Source organism: Aequorivita sp. CIP111184, from assembly GCF_900489465.1.
GTDB lineage: Bacteria > Bacteroidota > Bacteroidia > Flavobacteriales > Flavobacteriaceae > Aequorivita.
This window is the reverse complement of sequence record NZ_UEFQ01000030.1, coordinates 1-23,350: the sequence shown is the minus strand read 5'-3', so window position 1 is coordinate 23,350 and position 23,350 is coordinate 1. Positions and strand designations below refer to the sequence as shown.

Sequence of the window (23,350 nt, the reverse complement as noted above, 5' to 3'; positions counted from 1 at the left end):
TTATTAAGGTACACTAAGCTAGAAAAAATCTATTTTTATTATGAATTTATAAATGGCATATAAAAAGTCCAAAATTTCTATCTTCACAACTTCAAAATTACATGCTCAATCTGGATGAAAGTAACCAAAAATACGAGTCTAATAATCCTTGCTTTTTTCTCCATCTACGTTATTTGGGGATCAACCTATATGCTTAATAAAGTGTCCGTGGGCGAATTGCCACCTTTCTTTTTAGCATCCATACGTTTTACCAGTGCAGGTTTGTTAATATTTATAATTTCCAAAGCAATGGGAAAGAGTCTTGCCATTACTCGAAAACAGTTTATAAATGCTTTTATAGTGGGTGTGCTATTTCTATCTTTCGGGAATGGCATGATTGTCTGGGCACTTAAATATGTAGACAGTGGTTTTGCGGCATTGGAGATTTCTGCACAACCTTTGGTAGTTTTATTACTAATGTGGCTCTTGCAGGGTAAACGTATTAAGCCTATGTCTTTAGTGGGTGTTGGTTTTGGCATTGTGGGGATTTTTCTTCTCGTCGCCCAAAAACAGCTTATCACTAAAGAAGGTACCGTTATGGGAATGATAATGATATTTGCCTGTATGTTAAGTTGGGCTTACGGCAGTCTTTTTGTGGGAAAAGCAGATCTGCCCAAAAATTTCTTTGTCAACACGGGTTATCAAATGTTTACCGCTGGAATAACACTAGCACTTGCAAGCTTGATTTTTGGTGAAGAATGGATTGCACCAAATAATTGGGGCCAACCCGTACAGTTGAGTATGGTTCTGTTGATTCTCTTTGGAAGTATAGTGGCCTTCACTTCCTTCAATTATTTGCTAAAGACAGTTTCGCCAGATAAGGTTGCTACTTCTACTTATGTTAATCCTATTATTGCTCTAATTTTGGGGTATTACATCTTAAATGAGCAAATTACTCTACAATCAATAATAGCTGCAGCAATTCTTTTAACTGGGGTTTATTTTATCAATACTACCAAAACTACACTTACAATTCCCCGGTTTTCTGGAAGAATAAAAAAAGGGAATAAGCCTTCAATTTGATTAATATCTAGCGGGATATTAATTTTGCAGAAAAAAAAGGACGTTTTCTTACATTTTCATGACTTTGCTATGACTTTGCTATGGAGTATCCGTGGCTGTGACCCGTCCTAAAAGAACTATACATCTGTTTTTCATAGTTAAAATATTTGTCGTTGTTTCTGGGGCAGTTCTCATAAGAGCCTCCATCAATTCGTGCCGAAAAATTTCACTGAATATGGCAAGATCTGTATTGTTAGTATCGTCTAGTAGCAAAAAATCTTTAATTTTATAATTCTCAACAGTTTCACTATAGGGCGATATTTTGTTTTTATTATTTAAAATACCTAAAGAATAGTTGCCGTATTAACCAACACCAACATAAAGCGCATAAAAAAGGCTTTCAATTACATATTGAAAGCCTTGGAATTTTGAAAATAGGAAAAAACTAAAGACGTCTTCCAGTAAGCAATTTATAAATTATCATAATTACAGCTATTACCAAGAGTATGTGGATTATACCACCTATTGCTGGAAATAGAAAAAAACCGAATAGCCAACCCAAGATGAGTAAGACTACAATTAACCATAAAATGTTTCCCATTGTTTTTTTGTTTAAGTTATTAGTTGCGTGAATTTAATTTTTTATTCGATATGTATTTAACTGATATGAAAATAAAAGTAGCTCAAATGGTTTTTTGTGATTCTATTTAGAATTAATCATAAAGAGTTCCCAAGTTATTAACAGACCCTTAACCCGAATTGGATAGGTAACTTAATATCTTTACATAAATCAAAAAACTTGTGGGGACATTTATTAATCCCTACGAAATTTAATAAAAAAATACAAAAGATAGATGGCTACAAGCACAAAAGCATACGGCGTAAAAAGCGAAAAAGACAATTTAAAACCCATGGACATCCAGCGTAGGGATGTAGGCGATGATGATGTAAAAATTGACATTACCTATTGCGGCGTTTGCCATAGCGATATCCACACAGCTAGAAATGAATGGGGCGGTTCCACATATCCGGTAGTTCCTGGACATGAAATAATTGGTCATGTTACTTCCGTTGGGAAAAATGTGAAAAATTTTAAAGAAGGCGATGTGGTAGGAGTAGGGTGTATGGTAGATTCCTGCCAAGAATGTGCCCAATGTAAAAACAATTTAGAGCAGTTCTGTGAAAAAGGCGCAACCTTTACATACAATAGTGAAGATAAGCATATAAAGGGACAACAAACATTTGGGGGATATTCAACAAGTGTTGTAGTGAATCAAGAATTTATTCTTAATATTCCGAAGAACTTGGATGAAGCTGGCGCAGCACCTTTATTGTGTGCAGGTATAACCACTTGGTCTCCACTTAGCAATTGGAACGTTAATAAAGGTGATAAAGTTGGCGTTATTGGTTTGGGTGGTCTGGGTCACATGGGCGTTAAGTTTGCAAATGCGTTGGGTGCTCATGTTGTTATGATTACCACCTCACCATCTAAAGCAGAGGATGCTAAGAAACTTGGAGCCCACGAAGTACTTATTAGTAAGAACGAAGAAGAAATGGCAAAACACAATGGTACCTTCGATTTTATTTTAAACACTATACCCGTTGGTCACAAGATGGATCCATATATTGGCCTTTTAAAAGTTGATGCCACAATGGTGCTTGTTGGAGCAATAGAGCCTTTAGAACCATTTAATGGCGGTGGTATTATTATGGGACGTAAGCGCATTGCTGGATCTTTAATTGGTGGTATTAAAGAAACACAGGAAATGCTCGACTTTTGTGGGAAACACAACATTGTTTCTGATATTGAACTTATAGACATCAAATATATAAATGATGCCTATGAGAGAGTGATAAAAGCAGATGTTAAATATCGCTTTGTAATTGATATGGCTTCACTTAAAAATTAGAAGTTAAACTTTTAGAAAGCAAGTAAATTAACACCCCAAAAATTATTTATATAAATAATTTTTGAGGTGTTTTTATTTTTAATTACTTAAGAGGATTATAGACTATGATAATCGAACTACTCTCATATTGATTAGGTAGAAAAAAGGAAGAAGATATTTATTTTTTTAATACGCCTAAAACTTTCACCAAACTGATTTTTAAATACCTTTGAAGGAATAAGTAGTATTTCTCTTTCTCGCACATATCTTTACAATGATCAAACTTTATCCAAATGAAAATGTATGTTTAGACATCAAGGAAAAAGTAGAACATTAAAGCACAATCTACGAATTGCTACCGTATTATCTTTCGTTGCGGGAATTGTAAACGTAACCGGCTTTTTAGCCATCCAACAATTAACTACAAATGTTACAGGGCATTTCGCTCTTTTTATATTTGACTTTGAGAATTTTAAATTTTGGAAGGCTGCCATATATTTACTGTTTATTCTGTCATTCCTCTTTGGTTCTTTTGCTTCGAGTTTTTTGATAGAAAAGTTCAAAGAAACCAAACGATTGAATGTTTTTGTTTTGCCCACCTTACTTGAAGTTGCCATTTTATTGGCGGTTACTGTATTTTATAATATTACGGGAGTCAGCTATCCAGCAGTAATAGCTTGTTCGTTGCTTTTCGCAATGGGACTACAAAACTCATTTGTCACCAAAATTTCTAACGCGGTCGTTCGTACTACCCACTTAACAGGACTTTTTACAGATTTGGGAATTGAGCTATCGCAACTGTTTTTCCCCCACACACATCCTAACATTGATAAAATTAAAGCGACAATTAAACTTCGTATTTTCATTATTTCCTTTTTCTTTTGCGGAGGAATCACGGCTGGATTTCTTTATTCGGGGATAGGTTTGAAGGCCAACACTTTAATTCTGGCTGCGGTTATTTTATTGGCAAGCCTCTTTTATGACGATTTTAGGTTCGGTTTAATTAAGGGCAGAAGGAAATATATACAAGGAAGATAAGTTTACAAATAGAAGTCTAATTTTTTTTTTAGAAACAACAAATCATTGCGAATAAAACGCAGCAATTTCATGAAGCTACTTTTTATCATACTTAAAGCTGCACCCTGTCAAATGGAGCAACCTCGAAAGAGCTCAGGGCAGACAGCCATGTTTTCTTTATTATGAGGTTATCCTGTAAATTATTGGCTTTTAATTCCTTCATTGACTCGGAATCTCATACGATTTGCTATCTTTCGGCTATTATGAAACTATTTATATAGAATATTTTAGGTGCTTATTAAATAGAAATTTCAAGTAAAAGAAAAATATAACATGTGGTGGCAATATATATTAGTTTTTTTAGGTGCTTTATTGTTTGATATAGTACCTTTTCCTTTCCCACCTGCGTTTACGATAATGATGTTTTTTCAGATCATTTACGAACTAAATGTTTGGGCTGTTATTTTGGTAGGAGTAGCTGGTTCTGTACTGGGTAGATATATTTTACTTTTGTATGCGCCACTATTGGCTACTAAATATTTAAAAGAATCAAAGAATAACGATATTCAGTTTCTTGGTGCTAAAATGAAAGAAAATAAATGGAAGGGACAAGTTATAATTCTTGCCTATTCATTGTTGCCATTGCCTACTACACCGCTTTTTTTATGGGGTGGCATCTCCAGATTAAAACCCATTTATATTATACCAGCTTTTATTATTGGTAAATTTACAAGTGATACAGCTGCATTACATCTAGGTAAATACGCATCCGAAAATATAGATAATTTAATAGAGAACACGTTTTCTTGGCAATCAATTGCAAGTTTTGTACTAAGCTTAGTACTTCTTTTCTGTCTGTTATTTATAGACTGGAGAAAACTGATTCAAACAAAGAAGCTGGTTATAAATTATAAAATATGGAAGTAAGTCCATCATTTTAAGCAGATAGGAAGTACCATAGGGCTAAATAGATTATTTCTTCAAAAAAAAAATGAGCAATAAACGTTCAGAATATGTTGACAGAATTAGTTTCACCAAATTGCTAAAATCCGGGATGCAGGGTTAATACCACATACCGGATTTTTAACATTCTTTTACTTGTAAAAAAAAGTATTTTTTAGGTTTAAATAAACACTAACTGACAACCTTCTTGATCGGCTCTATTGTAGAAATCACCAATGGTTAAGATGCCATCTAGTTCATCAATTAGATCTTTTCTTTCAAGGTGAAACATATCCACAGCCAACTTGCATCCCCATAGCTTACAGCCAGAATCGGAAAGAATCTCTAAAAATTCACCAATGGGTGGCATATCCAGTTTCTCCATTTCTTTCTTCATCATTTTGGTTGCCATGGCTTCCATACCGGGTAAGCCTCCCAACATGGTAGGTATATGCATAGCAGGATTACCAACCGTTGCTACATGTAAATGTGCTAGTTTTTTCTTTTGAATTACCTCCAACCCAAAAAACGTGAAGAATATTTCTGACTCTATGCCCTCCATACGAGCGCCATTTGCCATTATGAAGGCTGCATATGCATTCTCAATCGTTGCTTTCGATAATATGAAAAGCATTTTTCTAACTTTTGTAGCCATTTTATTTTAGTTTAAAGGTTTAAATACAACTTTTAGGTTTCGGAATTCCAGCGATAAGGGTCGCTTTTTTTAATGGGCCTCCGGGGAACAGGGCGTAAAATTCTTTTACATCAAATTCCCCACTTTTCTTAATGCCGCGAATAGACAATGGCTCTTCTTTATTGTATTTATCGTGAATGTATTCAATAAACTCCCAGTGTCTAGGGGTTAAAACAATATCGCACTCTTCAGCAAGACTATTTCCAACTTCTTTATTCCATTGTGTGAAATCTAGAAGGTATCCCTCTTCGTTTACATCAATTTCCTTGTTTGCTAATACTTTTTTCATCGTTTAAAAATTTAGGTTCAATTTATTTAGCTTCTTCATAATTTTTTCCTTTTTCAGTCATTGTTGCTGAAACAAAGGGAATGTGTATGCCTTTAATTAGCATATTCCAGTAAATCCACCGGAATGCCATTTTCCCCATATGGTTGGTTCTGCTTTCTTTTAATAAACTCAAGGGACCAACGCCTGGGAAAGGAAATGTACCTTCCACCGGTTCGTGGGTATAATTAAAATCAATTAAAAGCGCTTTCCCGTTTCCTGTTTCAATAAAACAGTTGGCATGACCATCAAATTCCTCTTTTAAGGGTTCTCCATTTATATAGCGAAGAATATTATCGGTTAATATTTCAGCTTCAAAATGAGCTACAGAGCCTGCCTTTGACGCTGGTAAATTAGTAGCATCTCCAATGGCAAAAATATTCTCATTGTCAATAGATTGAAGCGTTGCTTTATTAGTTGGAATATAATTGAGATCGTCTCCCATCCCAGAGCGTTCTATTAAAGCATCGCCCATATTAGTGGGAACAGTGACCAACAAATCGTATTCAACTTCAGTATCTGCGTAATCTATAATCTTGTTGTTTTCATAATCCACGCGTTCAATATTGAAATTGGTTACTTCCTTAATGTTCTTTTCTTCCAATAAATAATGAAGTGCAGCTGTTGCTTTCGGTTTTGTAAATGCACCATCCAGAGGAGTAACAAAAGTGATATCTACCTTGTCGCGCATGCCTTTGTGTTTAAAAAATGAATCAGCCAAGAAAGCAAATTCTAAAGGAGCTACGGGGCATTTAATAGGCATTTCAGTAATATGAATCACCAATTTACCACCTTCCCATTTGCGTAATTTATCCCTTAAAGCTTTTGCACCTTCATAGGTATAGAAATCAAAGATGCTTTTGTACCATTCGGGACCATCCATACCTTCAGTTTCGTCTGGTGCAGTTTTAGTACCCGTGGCTACAATTAAAATATCATAGTTGAGGTCTTTACCACTTTCCAGCGTCACTTTGTTCTCGGCCGGCAAGATGAGTTCAATTTTCTCCTGTACATAGTTTACGCCCTTCGGAATGAACTTTTTACCTTTCTTTTTTACTTGTTTGGTAGTGTAAATATCAAAGGGTAAAAATAAAAAACCGGGTTGGTAGTAATGCGTTTCGTACTGATCAACAATCGTGATATTCCAATCCTTTTTATCCAGCTTAGAAACCAGATGATTGGCCATCATTGTACCCGAAGTACCTGCTCCTAGAATAATTAATTTTTTCATTATCTATCTGTTTATAAACAAATTTAAGGAGGTATGATTATAAATTTTATGATAAAAATCAATTATAGGCAGAAAATTTAAAAAAATTTGATTTATCAAGAAGAACGAACTACTCTTATCAGGGAAGTTCACTTAGATTTTGTTTTGAAAAAGTAATATTGAAAAGCTATAAAAAAAATACAAGAGGTTAAAATTTTATAGAAAAACTAATAAAAACCCTCTTGTTACTGTGTTAAGTTCCTGCCACATTTAACTTTTACCACCAAAAGCCTAACTATCTTTGCCGAAAATCATTTTATGCCCAATACCTTTTCACATTTAGGAATCAATACCCAATTACAACAAAGTTTAACCGAATTAAACATTGCTGTACCAACGGACATTCAAGAAAAAACAATTCCAATCATTCTAACTCAAACCACGGATGTTGTTGCATTAGCAAAAACTGGAAGTGGGAAAACGGCTGCCTTTGGCTTGCCGCTCCTACAGCTTATTGATCCTAAGAACACTAATATAAAAGCCATAATTCTAGCGCCTACGCGCGAACTTGGCCAGCAAATACACGCCAATTTAGAGGCTTTTGCCACCCACAGTCCAGAAATACGCATCGCTTCACTTTGTGGCGGTATCCCTATAAAACCTCAGATAGAAAGGTTAAAAAACACTACCCATATAGTTGTTGCTACGCCAGGACGTTTGGTAGATTTAATAAACCGAAACGCTATTGACCTGAAAAACGTAGCCTATTTGGTGCTGGACGAGGCGGATGAAATGGTAACTGCCCTAAAAACTGATTTGGATAGCATTATTGGGGAGATTCCAAAAAGTAGAAGAACGCTTCTATTTACCGCTACCATGCCCGGCACGATAAAACAATTGGTGCAAAACTATATGAGCAAGCATGTGTTGCATATAGAAGCAAACATGGAAACGATGGGCCATCAAGGCATTGACCATCAATTTATGGTGGTAGACCCCATTGAAAAGCTTGAGGTGCTGCTACATTTTTTAAGTAGTAAGGAAGGGGAACGAGGTATTATTTTCTGTAAAACGAAAGCTGCCGTCAATAAACTGGCAAAAAATCTAGCTATCAATAAATTTTCTTCCGGTGCCATCCATGGTAGTTTAACTCAAGCCATTCGTGATAGGGTGATGGGGCAGTTTCGGGAAGGAAATATAGACATACTTGTAGCAACAGACCTTGCCGCGCGGGGACTGGATGTTAAGGAAATCAGTTATGTAATCAATTATCACTTGCCAGATACCTATGAAACGTATGTGCACCGAAGCGGTCGAACGGCTAGGGCAGGAGCCACGGGGCTTTCGGTAACTATTCTTCAACAAGAAGAGGTTTTTGAAATACCAGAATTTGAAGAAGAGTTAGGTATTATTTTTAAAGAAATGAAAAAACCCGACGCCCAAAGCACGGAAGAAAATAATACGCTGCTATGGGCAAAGAAAATATTTAAAACAAAACCGAATAGAACTATTTCAGCGGAGTTTAAGGAACAAATAAGTACAGTATTCCACCATTTGACTAAAGACGAACTTATAGATAAAATATTAGCGTACCAATTAGCACAAACTACTGCTGTACCGCCAAAAGTGGAAGAGTTAGTAAAGCCTATAAAGAAAAAGAAGAAACAAAAGTAATGGCAAACGAGATAAAAGATCAACAGGATATTTTAGCAAAGCTCAACATAGCGGCATTAAACCCTATGCAAGAGGAAGCTATTGCCTTAATTGGAAAAACAGCAAACACAATCCTGTTATCCCCAACGGGAACGGGTAAAACATTGGCTTTTCTGTTGCCTATAATTAAAAGTTTAGATATAGATAATCCAGAAGTACAAGCTTTGATTGTGGTTCCCACACGCGAACTTGCTATACAGATAGAACAGGTAATTAGAAATATGGGTTCGGGATTTAAAGTGAATGCCGTATATGGTGGAAGAGCTAAGAGCAAAGACAAGATTGAATTAAAACATACTCCAGCTATTTTGATAGGTACTCCAGGAAGAATTTTAGATCATTTTGACGATGACCGGTTTTCAAAAGCGAGTATAAAGACTTTGGTGCTTGATGAATATGACAAGTCTTTAGAGATAGGTTTTGAAAGTGAAATGAGTGAAATACTTGTTGAATTGTCAGGTGTAAGTAAGCGCATATTAACATCTGCAACACAAGGAGTTGGGATTCCAAAATTTGTAAAATTAGAAAGCCCAACAGTACTCGATTATTTATCTGAAAAGATAGATCCTAAACTGGCAATTAAAATAATTATTTCTCCTGATAAGGACAAGTTAGAAACCTTGTTGAAACTTGTTCATTACCTCGGCAATCAACCTGGAATTATCTTTTGCAATTTTAGAGACAGTATTGAAATGGTGAGTGATTTTTTGAATAAAAACAAGATAAGCCATACCTGTTTTTCAGGTGGAATGGAACAGAAAGATAGAGAACGGGCTCTTATAAAATTTAGAAATGGCACTAGCCAGATATTAGTGGCCACTGATCTTGCCGCTAGAGGAATTGACATTCCCGAATTAAAATTTATTATCCATTACGAGCTGCCTCATTCGGCAGTAGAATTTACGCACAGAAATGGCCGAACAGCGCGCGTTAACGAGAAAGGTACTGCCTATGTGCTGAAATGGAAAAACCAGTTGTTGCCAGAGTTTATTGAAAAAACAGAACCAATAGAAATTCCCGAAGCAGCGCCATTGGTGTCTCAATATTGGGAAACGCTCTTCATTTCGGGTGGAAGAAAAGATAAGATTTCTAAAGGCGATATTGCAGGCTTATTTATTAAGCAAGGAAATATTACAAATGAACAATTGGGTTCTATAGAGCTAAAACAGGATTGTGCGTTTGTTGCTGTGCCGTTAGCACTTGCCAATCAATTGGTTGGTAAACTTAACAATAGCCGTCTTAAAAAGAAGAAAGTGCGAATTTATATCCTTTAGTTACTAACCGTCATTATGAGCCCGCGTGGCAATCAAATGGAGCTGTTTGCTATGATGGGAATTCCGCCTTGGGAGATTAAATAAGTCGAATTTTCAATTTACTCATATGGACTGCGCTGAGTACAGACAGTCGTTTTTACTTCACAATGTTTTCAATGATTATTTGTATGAAAATCAATTCTTTAACATATAAAATAGAGCGTGCCTGTTAATTTAGTCTACATTTGTAACTATAGACGATTTAGTCAGCTTATCTTTTTTTAATCTCCACCGAATTTTAATTAATCCTTCGCTTTCTACTATACTTTAACAGTCGTAGTGCAACAGGTGTTTTATGGTTAAAACCAGTAGGATTAATTACAATGGTTCTCTTCAAAAGGTTTCTTCATATACAATTTCCTGAACACTGCACCATTCATTAATAAATGCTAAGACCCTATATTTCTAGGACTTATTCTTAGCTTCGGAATGTTAGCAATTGAATCCATGAGTAAGAAGATAAATAACCCAAAATTTTCGAGGGAGCAGAATGCCACCTTTTCAAAAACCCTGAGGAGTAGGGTTAATGCCTATTTTAAAAAAAATGACATCAGCAGGAACGCTAATACAAATATGGTAACCAAGACTGTGGTTATGCTTTCTTTCTTTTTTGTCCCAATCATACTTCTATCTACGGGTTTAATTACATCTGTATGGTTACTTTTTGCAGCCTATTTAATAGCAGGCCTTGGCATGTCTGGCATTGGAATGGGTATTATGCACGACGCGATACATGGTTCCTATTCCAGAAATAAAAAGGTGAACACTCTCTTAGGCTATACTTTTAACCTTATTGGTGCAAATGATGCGGTGTGGAAAGTACAGCACAATGTATTACATCACAGTTATACAAACATAGAGCACGCAGATGACGATATTAACGCACCATTCTTTTTACGATTTTCACCTCATGCAAAGCATTATTGGCTGCACCGTTTTCAGCATATTTATATCTGGTTTTTTTACGGGATATCTACCATATCGTGGATTACCACAAAAGATTTTGTGCGACTTATACGCTATAAGAATATGGGGTTCTTTAATAAAAAAAATGAATTCAAAAAAGTGCTTAGCGCTATGATAGGGTGGAAGTTGCTATATTATACTTACGCATTAGTATTACCAATGATAATGGTTCCCCAGGATTGGTGGTTAATACTGCTGGCATTTTTTAGCATGCATTTTGTTACCGGTCTTTTGGTAAGTACAGTTTTTCAAGTAGCCCATATTATGCCTGAAAATGAATTTCCACTTCCCAATGGGGAAGGACATATGAGTGACGATTGGTACAGCCATCAATTTAAGACAACTACAAATTTTTCACCTAGAAGCAACTTTTTATCGTGGATGATTGGTGGCTTAAACTACCAAGTGGAACACCACATATTGCCAGATGTATGCCATATACATTATAAGCAACTAACTAAGATTGTTGCAGAAACTGCTGAAGAGTACGGGATGGAATATCATGTGAAAAAAAACTTTGGCCAAGCTATAGTGGACCATATTAAGATGCTTCAATTATTGGGAAAAAAACATACGGTGGTAACCCCATAAATAGCAAACAACAATTTTTATATAAAATACAGAAACAATGTTTAAGAAATTTATAAATAAATTAATAAATACTAAAAAAGTAAATGTAATGAAAGAAGGTACAGTAAAATTTTTCAATGAAGCAAAAGGCTTTGGTTTTATAAAAGTAAAGGACACAGATCAAGATATTTTTGTGCATTCTACAAATTTAATTGACAATATTCGTGAGGATGACAAAGTACAATTTGATGTGGAGCAAGGAGACAAAGGTCTTAGCGCTGTAAAAGTAAGGTTACTATAACATAATTACGCTTAACGTAAACAACCAAAAGACCATCTTAACAGGTGGTCTTTTTATTTTACTAGCACCCAAAATGTTTAACGCAATAGGAATTTCAAATAATAGAGCTATAAAAATAGTTCTTTCTTCAATATTAAACATTACTTTCGCGGCCGCAAAAGATACACGCTTATGAAACGCATTAATGAATACAAAAAACTCTTTGGTGTTGAAAAAGACATAGAGTTAAAAGCCCTAAAAACCAGTTATAGAAATTTGGTTAAAGAGTGGCACCCCGACAAGTTCCAAGATGGTGATGAAATGCGTGAAGAAGCTGAGGTGAATAGCCGCAAGATTATAGATGGCTACCATTTTCTGGTAAGCATTGCGCCTGAAACAAAAGAAGCTAATCTTGAACAATACACGGAGACTATCACGAACTCAGGCATTGCCGACTTTCAGCACAAAGGAATGCTTTTAGAGATTACTTATTTAGATGGTAACACCTATGAATACTTTGGTGTAACCAGACAAATTTATATAAAAATGGTAAACAGCGATAAGCTGAACCGTTTTGCAAAGCGTACTATTTATCCAAATTATCTTTATAGAAAATCTAAACGCACTATGGAGAATGCTTAAAAGCACTTCCAGGGCAATTTGAAATCAATCTTTTTAACGAGATAATAAAAAATCAAAAACTTTTCCCAAAGCATATTTAGACCTAAAATATTTTGTCATAGATTTGCCCTTATAATTATGAAACAATTTCGCTCATATAATATTTGTAAGATGCACGGAGAAACTTCCGGGGTATAGGGCGATTGTATTATAAAAAATATAAAAAAGCGTTCCTCCCCAAAGAGGAACGCTTTTTTTATATAACACATATTAAAAAATGAAAAATACAACACATTCAATTTATTTTAATTGTCGTATGCATAAGCGTAGTCGCAAGCATATACCCATACCTCAAAGTGAATGATAAAACATAATAACCGTTTTAAAGTCCCTTTGATAAATACAAAATTAAAGGGACTTTTTTTTATAATATAATCAAGATGAAAAGAGTTTTCTCCATCAAGTTAGAAAAACAAATTGTGCTCACAGAGCTAACAAGTTATACCTATGTGTTTCTGGGTTCTTTATTATTATCGGTTGCCTACGCTTTGCTCATTATTCCGCATCACATCGTGCCTGGGGGTATTTTAGGTTTAAGTATTGTTATCAAAGAACTTACGGGCATTTCTGTAGGCTGGATTGCGCTGTTGATTAATATTCCATTATTACTTTGGGGAACAAGGGTTTTGGGAACCAAAACAGGATTGAAAACCCTGTTCTCTATGATCTTGGTTTCATTCTATATAGATATTATAAGCTCCATAACTGGAGGAAAAGTATTTATAAATGATGTTTTGATGTCTTCTGTCTTTGGGGGTGTAATCATAGGTGTGGCTGTGTCTATTGTGATGAATGCAGGTGCAACTACAGGCGGAAACGACATTTTAGTGCGTATTCTTTCAACTAAAATAAGGTTGCCATACAATCAACTTATCTTGATTGTTGATGGTATTGTAATTCTTTTAGGAACGGTTGTTTTTGCAGATTTTACTATGGCGGCTTATAGTATTGTTGCCATTGTTGCCATCAGTAAAACTATTGAATATTTTATGAAGAAATCTGTTCAAAATAAAACCATCTTGGTGTTTTCAAACAAAAACCTGTTAATACAGGAAGAGATTCTGCTAAACAAGAAAAGTACTGATGGAATCTTAAAACTGATTCACCACGACAGCAATGAAAAGATGATTTTGGTAACCCGAAATACCAAGAAGCTAGAAGTAGTAAAAAATATAATCTACAAAATTGATCCCAATGCAAATATTACTGTCTTGGAGTCAAATAATGTTATGGCTTAATATTTTATGAATCAATAGCACAGATAAAAAGCTTTGGATAGACACTAATTTTGTTTCTCCAAAGCTTTCTTTATGCTGTTCCTTTAAATTATTGTAGCCACCCATTTCGTGCAGCTCCTTTGCTATAGAAATATTCAAAAATAGCAATGGCAATAACAATAATAGGCATAATCATTGATCCTGGGCCCATAACGCCGACGATGTCCATACCAAAAATCCAGTAACCTTGGAGAAGCAGAATGGCCAATAATGAAATTCCAAAAATACCCACAGCTATTTTTTTGCGAATCAAAAGCAATATACTTGCCAATAAACCACCAAAAACAGCAATTCCATAAACATAGATTCCCCAAGATGGGGCACTGTTTATTAATTCAAGTTCTTCAGGAGGATAGGCAGCTTTCAATTCTTCGGTCATGAAAAAATGTTCCATTAACCAGAAAATAACGCCTACTATGTTCCATAATAGTGCGAGCACAGTGATTATCCAAAATGCCGTGTTTGGTTTTGTTGTTGCATTCATAATATATTGGTTTTACGGTTGTTGTTATAAATATACAATATAATATAAATGAAATCCTGACAGATTTCTATTAAGCTCATTATTTCAAATGTTATCAAAATTTACTTTTCAGGATTTTATTAAAAGCTAACTAAAAAGTCTGGATGAGGAAAGAAAGTTAATTTAGAGTCTCTCTTTTCCTTTAGCACATTAACCTTTATATTTACTAAAAAAAGATGAATTCTACCATTCCTAAATCAGCATTTCAATTCCTTTTAAAACTAAAAAAGAATAACAACCGCGAGTGGATGCAAGAACACAAAAAGGAATATTTGGCGAATGAAAAAGCATTAAAAGAATTTTATGCAGCTGTTGAAAATGGTTTAAGCAGAACTGATGAGATTGGCCAAACAAAAATATTTCGAATAAACCGAGACATTCGTTTCAGCAATGATAAAACACCTTATAACGTTCACAGAAGCGTTAGCTTTAGCAGGACAGGAGCACAAAGACGCGGAGGTTATTACTTGCGTTTGGAATCGGGAAATAGTTATATGGCTGGAGGTTTTTTTGATCCAAATGCTTTGGATTTACTCAGAATCCGTAAAGAATTTGAAATGGATAGTTCTGAAATAAGAGCGATTTTAGCTCAAAAAGAATTTAAAGAGTCCTTCGGAAATTTCAATCAGGAATATGCCGTGAAGACAGCCCCAAAAGGATTCAGTAAAGAAAATCAAAATATTGATTTAATACGACTTAAAAGTTTTTTTGTAAACCATAAGTTCACCGATGAAGAAGTATTTGCCGCAGATTTTAAAGATAACTTAATTTATCATTATCAACTTCTACGCCCGTTTTTCAATTACATGAGCGATGTATTGACTACAGATTTAAATGGTGTCTCACTTCTAGAATAAGTATAATAATACTGAAATATAAAAAGAGCCTCCAATTTGGAGGCTCTTACTTTTGTTAATATTCTAAATTTTCTATTTCAATCTGAAAGTTACTCTGCGCACCAACTGTCTTGCAGGAGATGAAGATTTATCAACGGTAGAATCTTCACCGCCTCCACGGTAAGTCAATCTACTTTCGGAAATTCCAGATGCAATTAAGATGTCATAAACTCTTTTTGCTCTTTTTTCTGAAAGTGTTTGGTTGTATTCCGGATTACCAAGTTCATCGGCATAGCCAATTAATTCAGCTTTTGCAGAAGCATTATCTTTCATATATTTCATTAAATAATTGATAGCTTCCAAAGAGTAGGTTTCTGGCTTATCACTATTAAACTTGAAATAAACGTTTACATATCCTTTATTTAAAAGTTCTTCTACACTGTTATTTTGATTCGCTACATCACCTTTTTTCAAGTAACGATTATCTAAAGGAGCTTCAATTTCATCAGGAATACCATTTTTATTTTTATCTACGGCCACACCTTTACTGTCAACAGCTACACCAGACATAGTGTTTGGTTCGCGGTCCAGATAATCTGGCACACCATCTTGGTCAGAATCTATAAGATCTGTTTCCAGTTTTACCAATCGTTCTTCAAGATCAACAAGTCTTTCTTTCAAAATATCTTCCTGTGGAGACCAATCAGCGTGTTTTTCATTTGCACCAAGATAAAAAGTTAGTCCAGCCGAAAAATTAACTATCATTCCATCAAAACCTCGATTTGTGGTAGATTGGGTTCCATCCCAAGTATAATTTTGGCCAACATTACCAATAACGGAAAGGTCTGTGTTCAAAGCAACGCGGTTACCAAGTTTAATTTGTGGAGTAATACCGGCAATAATGTTCATCATACCGTCATTATCGTCAAGCTCAAAGGGTTTTTTAGGGCTCAATTGTGAATATCCACCCCCGGCATGAAATAGAAGTCCGATAGTGTTGGTCCAGCTTTCAAATTTCATAATAGAGCCAAGATTAGCAACTCCCTGAAGAGAGCCGCGGTAATAATTGGCTTCATAAGGAAGGCTGTTATCTCCTTCTTTTAGGGTGCTGTACCCAAAATCTAATTTAAGACCGAAGCGATTGTTGAACATATACCGTGTTCCTACACTCACTTGTCCAAAACTTGGTGTATCTGAATAATAGTTATCTGCAAACGGTCTTGAAGGTTTGTGGAATCCACCTGAAACTTCAATAGACCATTTATTGAAATCATAATTTTTTTCTTCCTGAGCAGAAAGAAAATAAGCGCTTAAAAGTAATAAAGGAAGTACTAATTTTTTCATATTTGTAGGTTTTTTTGGCGAAAGTACCTACAAATATAAATGTGCCCAAATGATAGACGGACTTTACAAAACATTTAACAAACCCTTATAAACACTGAGGTTTGTAGACTCCTCTTACTGAGCGATTAATAAATTAACGCTGTCCAAGTATAGCAAATTATCTTTTAATCGTTCTTTAACAATATCCATCATCCTTTTGTTTAATGCAGATGAATTTTGAATGTAAATTTCAAATTCATCAATTGTAAAATGCCCAATGATAATTCCTTTTAGCGAATTTCTAAACTTAATATCCTTTTGAATCGCATTTTCAATATAATCCAACTTCTTTTCAACATTAAGATCATAAAATACATTCTTATGCTTCGCAATGTAGTTTCTAAAAGCCGCCAACAATAAATTTTTCTGCAGTTTTACAACTGGCCGTAATGTTTTATTTTGAAAACATTCATCGGCAGACATATTTGTTGTGATTTTGGCGGAAGGGATTTCGGGGCGCATACTAAGAAGTATACTATCTCTTGTTTCCATTATGTATTTTTTTTAAAATTATAAATTATCTATGGTGTTTTCGAAGGATGAACAATTAGTTATAAACCTTCTTTTCAACAAAGCGAGGGAATGTTATCTTTGACTTAATGAACAACAAACCTGCCAATTTGAAATTATTATAATGAATTTTTAAAATAAGTTATAGATGAAAATATTTTCTGCAGAACAATTCTATGAAGCCGACAAGGCCACCGTTGAAAAACAACAAATCACTTCAGAAGCATTGATGGAACGCGCGGCTACGCAAATATTCCAATGGCTGCACCAACGGCTAAAGGGCGCACCTGTGCCCATCCGCATTTTCTGTGGTATTGGCGATAATGGAGGTGATGGATTGGTTCTTGGAAGGCTGCTGATTGAACATGGCTATAACGTGATTGTGTACGTTGTAAATTGTAGCGACAAGCGTTCCAAAAACTTTCTGCTCAATTATGATAAAATTAAAAATGTGACCAAGAAATGGCCCATTTTGATGAAAAGCGAAGCGGATTTTCCAGAGATAAATAGTGAAGATATAATTGTAGATGGAATTTTTGGAATAGGATTGAATCGGTGCCCCTCAGGTTGGGTAAAAAAATTGATACAATATCTTAATGAAAGCAAAGCCTTTAAATTGGCGATTGATATTCCCAGTGGTCTTTTTTCCAATTCGCCTTTGAAAGATAAAGAAGCAGTTTTAAAAGCAAATCACACCTTGACTTTTCAAGCGCCAAAACTCGCATTCTTTTTGCCTGAAACAGCTAGTTTCGTTTCAAATTTTGATGTTTTGGAAATTGGTTTAGACATAGAATACTTTCAAAAAACAGAACCTTTGGCTCAAATAATTTCAAAATCGGAAGCGCAGCGATTTTATCAACCACGAGAAAAATTTGGACACAAAGGAAACTATGGTCACGCATTTATAGTTGCGGGAAGTTATGGAAAAATTGGTGCTGCTGTACTTTCAACAACCGCTGCTTTCAGGATTGGTGCTGGAATGGTAACGGCTTTTGTTCCGAAATGTGGCTACAATATTCTGCAAACCACTATTCCGGAAGCGATGGTAATTACAGATAAAGAGGAAGAATTTATAAGTAAAGTTGCAGTGGATTTTGAACCTTCCGCTATTGGAATTGGCATGGGGATCGGAAAAAATAAAGCTACAGTGGAAGCTTTGAAGAGCCTATTCAAAGACAGCAAAGTTCCTTTTGTAATAGACGCAGATGCACTAAACAATATTTCTGAAAATAAAGAACTGCTAAAATTACTGCCAAAAAACTCCATTTTAACACCACATCCTGGCGAGTTGAAACGACTTATTGGAGCATGGAAAAACGATTATGACAAACTTGAAAAAGTAAAGAAGTTCTCAGATAAACATCAAGTTGTAGTGATCATAAAAGGTGCTTATACAATCACAGTTTATGGCGATAAGCTCTATGTAAATTCCTCTGGAAATCCTGGAATGGCAACGGCCGGAAGTGGCGATGCGTTGAGCGGTGTAATTACTGGTTTGCTTTCCCAAGGGTACGATCCTTTACTTGCATCGGTTTTTGGGGTTTATATGCACGGTCTTGCGGGCGATATTGCTGCGGGGCAGATGGGACATGAAGCTATAATGGCGGGTGATATTATAGAAAGTATTGCAGAAGCATATTTAGATCTATTTGCAAGAGAAGAACATGAAGAATAAACAAATAATTAATTTAAAAAGTTAGCCACGAATTCACGAATGATTTCTTCGTGAATTCGTGGCTAAAAAATTAATCTAAAAGCTGATTACATCAACCCATCAAAAGTTTTTCTCAACTCAGGGTCTGAAGGTCTCGGCGCATCGGCAGAAACTATATTTCCCTTAGGATCTATCAATATAAATCGTGGAATTCCCATTATGGCGTAGTCTTCTACAAATTTTGATTTCCAATTGCTATCTGCCATTAACTGTATTCCACCTAATTGCTTTTCAGCAACCATAGCTTTCCATTTATCATAATCTTTGGCTTCATCTATGGAAATGCTCACAAATTGAACATTTTTATTATTGTAATCTTTTTCAACTTCTTTCAGTGAGGGTATTTCTCGAAGACAAGGTCCACACCAAGTGGCCCAAACATCTATATAAATATATTTGCCTTTTAAGTCGGCCAATGAAGTGGTTCCACCTTTGTGGTTTTCGTAATTGAAAGTAGGAGAGGGGCTTCCTTCCGTAATTTCTTTCAACTTGTTGTAGTGTTCTGTAATCTTTGCGAGATTTTCAGGATTTGGATTGCTATTCTTATAGATGTTATATGCTTCATTAAGAGAACTATCTGGTTTTAAAGAAAACTGTAAATAAGAACTCATTATTTTATCTTTCGCATATCCATTTGGCAATGTTTCATTTACCTTTTTTAGATACATTACGGTTTGGTTATTATTTCCGCTTTCGAAAGTTTCTTCGTTTACTAACCTAGTAAAATGTGCATCCAGTAAACTCTGGTAAGCTACTGAATTTCTATATGCAAGAGTATCTTTATAATTTATGTTTTTCAATTCATCATAAAAATCGCTGGAAACCCTAAAACTTTGATCTCCTATATAATAGCGATGTGCGTCTTTATAATTTTCTAACATAATTGCACGCGTATAATTGTCTTCTTCCGCAAGCTTATTCTTAAAATCATCATTGGAGATTTTGCTTGCTGAATAAAGACTATCAATACTTGTCTGATTGCTGTTCAGTTGCTTTAAAAAGTTTTCTTCATCCATAGAGAATACTTCTTTAAAGTCAAGATTTGTTTCGTTCCAAAGATATTTTGCCGCTAAAAAATTATTGATGTTAGCTAAATCTCCAGAATATTTAAGTGTTTCGTCAAATTCATCTGCATTTAAATTTACGGAAAGATTTTTTCCCTTTTCAAGATAGATGCCAGTACGCTCACGCCCCACATACATCTCATAAAAACCATCTTCACTTATACGAAGGGTATCTGCAAATGTTCCATTTTCACCAATCTGAATACGGGATTCAAAATTATTTCCGCGAACAAAAACGGTCTGAGCGATATTATTTTGAACAGTTCCATTAATTATAGAATACGGTGGTTTTTCTTCCTGTTTGCAGGAAATGATAAATAAAACCAAAACGATTAAACTCAATTTTTTCATTACTTTTTAAATTTTAATTGATTAGTGTAAAATTACATATAGCGTAAATATTTCTTTCCATTACGCATTGTTAATTTTTCGATATAATTTTGTTGTTGAACCTATTTTAGTAGAAATTAAACAGAGTGCTTTTGGGTGAAAGAAAGAGTGGCTGACAACTAAAAAATACTATTTTTGTGGAAATCTTACCTTCCAAATGCAAGAAACTCATTACATAAGTTCAGAAATTTTGGACTTGTCTTCCGTTAAAGATATTGTTGATAAACACAAAACTCTGGAGCTATCTGAAGAAGCACAATTAAATATAAAAAAATCGAGAGAATATCTTGTTCATAAAATGAAGGACAACGAAACTCCTGTGTATGGAATAAACACAGGCTTTGGCTCTTTGTGCAATGTGAAAATTTCAACCGAAAACCTTTCCCAGTTACAAGAAAACCTAGTAATGTCTCACGCTTGTGGCACAGGTGAATTTGTTCCAAAACCCATTATTAAATTGATGCTTTTGTTAAAAATACAATCGCTAAGTTATGGATACAGCGGGGTACAGATTGAAACTGTGCAAAGGTTAATTGATTTTTACAATAACGATATTTTACCGGTAATATATTCGCAAGGAAGTTTAGGCGCTTCGGGCGATTTGGCTCCATTGGCCCATCTTTCTTTACCCCTTATTGGGAAAGGCGAAGTTTATTCTGGCGGCCAAAGAATTTCTTCAGAAAAAATGTTGAAAAATTTTAATTGGGAACCCATTAAGCTACAAGCAAAAGAAGGATTGGCATTGCTGAATGGTACTCAATTTATGAGTGCTTATGGAGTTTATTGCCTTTTGAAAAGTTATAAGCTATCCTACTTGGCAGATCTAGTTGGTGCAATTTCAATAGATGCTTTTGATTGTAATATGAGCCCCTATAATGCTTTGGTACATTTAGTGCGACCGCACAGAGGTCAGGTAAAAACTGCCGAGCAGATTTTAGAATTTCTGGAAGGAAGCGAGTTGGGTCTTTCCGAAAAGAAAAATGTTCAGGATCCCTATTCTTTTCGGTGCATTCCACAAGTTCATGGGGCAACAAAAGACACCTTGCATTTTGTACATAAAACATTTAAGACAGAAATCAATTCAGTAACAGACAATCCCAACATATTTGTAAAAGAAGACCTTATTATTTCTGGTGGAAATTTTCACGGACAACCTCTGGCGCTCGCATTAGATTATTTAGCGATTGCGATGGCCGAATTGGGTAATATTTCAGAAAGAAGAACCTATCAACTTGTTTCGGGACTCCGTGATTTACCAGCTTTTTTAGTAAATAATCCCGGTTTAAACAGTGGGTTTATGATTCCACAATATACCGCTGCAAGCATTGTTAGCCAGAACAAACAGTTGGCTACTCCAGCTTCAGTAGATTCCATTGTTTCTTCAAATGGGCAGGAAGACCACGTGAGTATGGGCGCTAACGGAGCTACAAAGTGTTTACGTGTTATTGACAATATAGAAACAATTTTATCTATTGAATTAATGAACGCCTCTCAGGCACTTAGCTTTAGAACCGAAAAAAAATCTTCACCATTTGTTGAATCGTTTTTAAAGCCTTACCGTTCGGTAGTTTCATTTATAGAGAACGATAGAATCTTGGCTGATGATATTCACGCGAGTGTAGCATTTTTACAATCTTTAGATATAGATTCAGAAATATTATTTGGATAATTTTTATAATACAGCTTATGAAAAGAATTTTACTATTTTCAATTTTTACTTTTTTTAGCTTTAGTATTTATGCGCAAGCATACAAACCATTGTTGGACAATTTGAATGAATGGCACGTAACTTCATGTTTTTCGGGCTGTTTGACAGACGTTTATTATACAAACGGAGATACAATTGTTGATGGTAAGAATTATAAAATTTTAGACGGCTTTCATTATATCTCCCGTACTTTTTTGCTTCGCGAAGAGGTTAACAACAAAAAAGTTTTTTTGAATTTTGTAGCTCAGGGCCAAAATGAAGAATTTCTGCTTTATGATTTTTCGTTGAATGAAGGAGATACATTCAATATGCTAAACCCCTATAGCCCCTTTCCGCAGGATGGAGGTAATTTTGTACTTGATTCAATAATTGAAAGGCCTTTAGCGGATGGTAATGAATACAGGCATTTTTATTTTTCACCTGCGCCAGGAAATACAATAAGTACCGAAAATTCTGTTTGGGTAGAAGGAGCTGGGTCTTTATCTATAATTAATGCCCCCGGAGGTAATCCCGATATTAATGGTGCCGGCCACTTAAGTTGTTTTTTTAAAAACACCGAAATTTTTTATGCAAATTTAGATTCTATCAATGACTGCATACCGATCCATCTGAATGTAAAAAAACATAATTTAGATGAAGTAGTAATTTCAAAACAGAACAATACTGGCATTTGTGTTTTAAGTAATGCACAAAACGTGAAGAGTGTTAAAATTTTCAACCTGTCTGGGAAACAACTTAAATTAATAACCAATGATAATCAAAAGTCAATTAATGTTGATTTATCAAATTATCAAAACGGTATGTATATTCTTTTAGTAAATGGATTGGGGGATAGCAAAAAATCTTTTAAAATAATAAATTTTTAAAGTTTAGGAGATAAATCCTTAATCATTTTGTTGACCCAATCTTTTGCGTCATCTAGATTATTGAAATGTTCAAAAGGCTTAGTTAGAAATCTTCTTTCCACCTCAAGATTCCTGATTCTAAGGGCATCATCCGACACAACTGCAAATGCTATTAAATTTTCGATTTTGGAAGTTTTTAAATAAACCATAGGATTAACCGAATAGGAATTTTTTCGATACGTTATATATCCAAATGGTCTGTCCCTAAAATAATTTTCTGAAATAGCAATCAAGTCATCATTATATTCGGGTTTAACCGTAATTCCCTCATTCATGACAACCACAACGAAGTTTTTAAAAACCCGTATTTCACCAAATTCAAAATTCAACGTTTTTATCATATAACAGGGTTTATATAAAGTAATTTACGAATTTTTAAATTTTCATCCGTTATTTAAC

The 23,350-nt window shown here is 34.9% G+C and carries 23 protein-coding genes; 14 read left to right on the top strand and 9 right to left on the bottom strand.

Translation table 11 applies throughout. The features are described 5' to 3' along the window. The first annotated feature begins 114 nt into the window (after positions 1-114). Positions 115-1,062 carry an EamA family transporter gene (locus tag AEQU1_RS14540; protein WP_111882264.1) on the top strand — a complete coding sequence of 316 codons (948 nt, stop codon included), beginning with the start codon at positions 115-117 and terminating at the stop codon, positions 1,060-1,062. 424 nt (positions 1,063-1,486) lie between these two features. Here AEQU1_RS14540 and AEQU1_RS14535 read toward each other — a convergent pair whose 3' ends face one another. Continuing rightward, the gene (locus AEQU1_RS14535; protein ID WP_111882262.1) at positions 1,487-1,642 is read right to left on the bottom strand and encodes a lmo0937 family membrane protein; all 156 of its coding nucleotides are present in this window, start codon (positions 1,640-1,642) and stop codon (positions 1,487-1,489) included. 253 nt (positions 1,643-1,895) lie between these two features. On the opposite strand from AEQU1_RS14535, the gene AEQU1_RS14530 reads away from it, so the two are divergent. The 3 genes from AEQU1_RS14530 (at position 1,896) to AEQU1_RS14520 (ending at position 4,874) form a co-directional block, all read left to right on the top strand. Further along, complete coding sequence (locus AEQU1_RS14530) at positions 1,896-2,951, top strand: NAD(P)-dependent alcohol dehydrogenase (RefSeq protein ID WP_111882261.1); 1,056 nt, start codon at positions 1,896-1,898, stop codon at positions 2,949-2,951. 282 nt (positions 2,952-3,233) lie between these two features. Next, positions 3,234-3,968, top strand: coding sequence for a YoaK family protein (locus AEQU1_RS14525; protein WP_111882259.1), 735 nt, complete (start codon positions 3,234-3,236; stop codon positions 3,966-3,968). A gap of 312 nt (positions 3,969-4,280) precedes the next feature. After that, a complete protein-coding gene (locus AEQU1_RS14520; RefSeq protein WP_111882258.1) occupies positions 4,281-4,874 on the top strand; it encodes a hypothetical protein in 594 nt (197 codons plus the stop codon). Positions 4,875-5,070: 196 nt separating this feature from the next. Here the strand turns inward: AEQU1_RS14520 and AEQU1_RS14515 are convergent, their stop codons facing one another. Genes AEQU1_RS14515 through AEQU1_RS14505 form a run of 3 tightly spaced genes read right to left on the bottom strand, consistent with a single transcriptional unit; the run spans position 5,071 to position 7,139 of the window. After that, positions 5,071-5,544, bottom strand: coding sequence for a DsrE/DsrF/DrsH-like family protein (locus tag AEQU1_RS14515; protein ID WP_111882256.1), 474 nt, complete (start codon positions 5,542-5,544; stop codon positions 5,071-5,073). Between the two features lie 19 nt (positions 5,545-5,563). Then, complete coding sequence (locus AEQU1_RS14510) at positions 5,564-5,872, bottom strand: TusE/DsrC/DsvC family sulfur relay protein (protein WP_111882254.1); 309 nt, start codon at positions 5,870-5,872, stop codon at positions 5,564-5,566. A 22-nt stretch (positions 5,873-5,894) separates the two neighbouring features. Then, a complete protein-coding gene (locus AEQU1_RS14505) occupies positions 5,895-7,139 on the bottom strand; it encodes an NAD(P)/FAD-dependent oxidoreductase (protein ID WP_111882253.1) in 1,245 nt (414 codons plus the stop codon). Positions 7,140-7,436: 297 nt separating this feature from the next. On the opposite strand from AEQU1_RS14505, the gene AEQU1_RS14500 reads away from it, so the two are divergent. The 6 genes from AEQU1_RS14500 (at position 7,437) to AEQU1_RS14475 (ending at position 13,879) form a co-directional block, all read left to right on the top strand. After that, a complete protein-coding gene (locus AEQU1_RS14500; RefSeq protein ID WP_111882251.1) occupies positions 7,437-8,792 on the top strand; it encodes a DEAD/DEAH box helicase in 1,356 nt (451 codons plus the stop codon). Continuing rightward, positions 8,792-10,105 (top strand): DEAD/DEAH box helicase, encoded by a 1,314-nt coding sequence (locus AEQU1_RS14495; RefSeq protein ID WP_111882249.1) that lies wholly within the window; start codon positions 8,792-8,794, stop codon positions 10,103-10,105. The genes AEQU1_RS14500 and AEQU1_RS14495 overlap by 1 nt, the downstream gene beginning before the upstream one ends. A gap of 486 nt (positions 10,106-10,591) precedes the next feature. Then, on the top strand, positions 10,592-11,701 hold the full coding sequence (locus tag AEQU1_RS14490) for an acyl-CoA desaturase (RefSeq protein ID WP_111882466.1): 1,110 nt from the start codon (positions 10,592-10,594) through the stop codon (positions 11,699-11,701). A gap of 88 nt (positions 11,702-11,789) precedes the next feature. After that, complete coding sequence (locus tag AEQU1_RS14485) at positions 11,790-11,981, top strand: cold-shock protein (protein ID WP_111816101.1); 192 nt, start codon at positions 11,790-11,792, stop codon at positions 11,979-11,981. Between the two features lie 171 nt (positions 11,982-12,152). Then, positions 12,153-12,602 (top strand): KTSC domain-containing protein, encoded by a 450-nt coding sequence (locus tag AEQU1_RS14480; RefSeq protein WP_111882248.1) that lies wholly within the window; start codon positions 12,153-12,155, stop codon positions 12,600-12,602. Positions 12,603-13,021: 419 nt separating this feature from the next. Further along, positions 13,022-13,879 carry a YitT family protein gene (locus AEQU1_RS14475; protein ID WP_111882246.1) on the top strand — a complete coding sequence of 286 codons (858 nt, stop codon included), beginning with the start codon at positions 13,022-13,024 and terminating at the stop codon, positions 13,877-13,879. Between the two features lie 88 nt (positions 13,880-13,967). Here AEQU1_RS14475 and AEQU1_RS14470 read toward each other — a convergent pair whose 3' ends face one another. After that, positions 13,968-14,402: a hypothetical protein gene (locus AEQU1_RS14470; protein WP_111882244.1), complete on the bottom strand. Its 435-nt coding sequence runs from the start codon at positions 14,400-14,402 to the stop codon at positions 13,968-13,970. A 215-nt stretch (positions 14,403-14,617) separates the two neighbouring features. Between AEQU1_RS14470 and AEQU1_RS14465 the strand changes: the two genes are divergently transcribed. Beyond that, the gene (locus AEQU1_RS14465; RefSeq protein ID WP_111882243.1) at positions 14,618-15,298 is read left to right on the top strand and encodes a DUF2461 domain-containing protein; all 681 of its coding nucleotides are present in this window, start codon (positions 14,618-14,620) and stop codon (positions 15,296-15,298) included. A 72-nt stretch (positions 15,299-15,370) separates the two neighbouring features. Here AEQU1_RS14465 and AEQU1_RS14460 read toward each other — a convergent pair whose 3' ends face one another. Beyond that, positions 15,371-16,621 carry an OmpA family protein gene (locus tag AEQU1_RS14460; protein WP_111882241.1) on the bottom strand — a complete coding sequence of 417 codons (1,251 nt, stop codon included), beginning with the start codon at positions 16,619-16,621 and terminating at the stop codon, positions 15,371-15,373. A gap of 114 nt (positions 16,622-16,735) precedes the next feature. Next, positions 16,736-17,152: a glyoxalase gene (locus AEQU1_RS14455; protein WP_111882240.1), complete on the bottom strand. Its 417-nt coding sequence runs from the start codon at positions 17,150-17,152 to the stop codon at positions 16,736-16,738. 166 nt (positions 17,153-17,318) lie between these two features. Here AEQU1_RS14455 and AEQU1_RS14450 point away from each other — a divergent pair, with 166 nt between their 5' ends. Beyond that, entirely contained in the window at positions 17,319-18,845 is a 1,527-nt protein-coding gene (locus tag AEQU1_RS14450; RefSeq protein ID WP_111882238.1) for an NAD(P)H-hydrate dehydratase, read from the top strand. Positions 18,846-18,931: 86 nt separating this feature from the next. Here AEQU1_RS14450 and AEQU1_RS14445 read toward each other — a convergent pair whose 3' ends face one another. Further along, positions 18,932-20,299 (bottom strand): TlpA disulfide reductase family protein, encoded by a 1,368-nt coding sequence (locus AEQU1_RS14445; protein WP_111882237.1) that lies wholly within the window; start codon positions 20,297-20,299, stop codon positions 18,932-18,934. 196 nt (positions 20,300-20,495) lie between these two features. Here AEQU1_RS14445 and hutH point away from each other — a divergent pair, with 196 nt between their 5' ends. Then, the gene (hutH, locus tag AEQU1_RS14440) at positions 20,496-22,007 is read left to right on the top strand and encodes a histidine ammonia-lyase (RefSeq protein WP_111882235.1); all 1,512 of its coding nucleotides are present in this window, start codon (positions 20,496-20,498) and stop codon (positions 22,005-22,007) included. Between the two features lie 17 nt (positions 22,008-22,024). Beyond that, positions 22,025-22,912: a T9SS type A sorting domain-containing protein gene (locus tag AEQU1_RS14435; RefSeq protein WP_111882234.1), complete on the top strand. Its 888-nt coding sequence runs from the start codon at positions 22,025-22,027 to the stop codon at positions 22,910-22,912. Here the strand turns inward: AEQU1_RS14435 and AEQU1_RS14430 are convergent. Beyond that, positions 22,909-23,292 (bottom strand): hypothetical protein, encoded by a 384-nt coding sequence (locus AEQU1_RS14430; RefSeq protein WP_111882232.1) that lies wholly within the window; start codon positions 23,290-23,292, stop codon positions 22,909-22,911. The genes AEQU1_RS14435 and AEQU1_RS14430 overlap by 4 nt on opposite strands. Positions 23,293-23,350 lie beyond the last annotated feature (58 nt).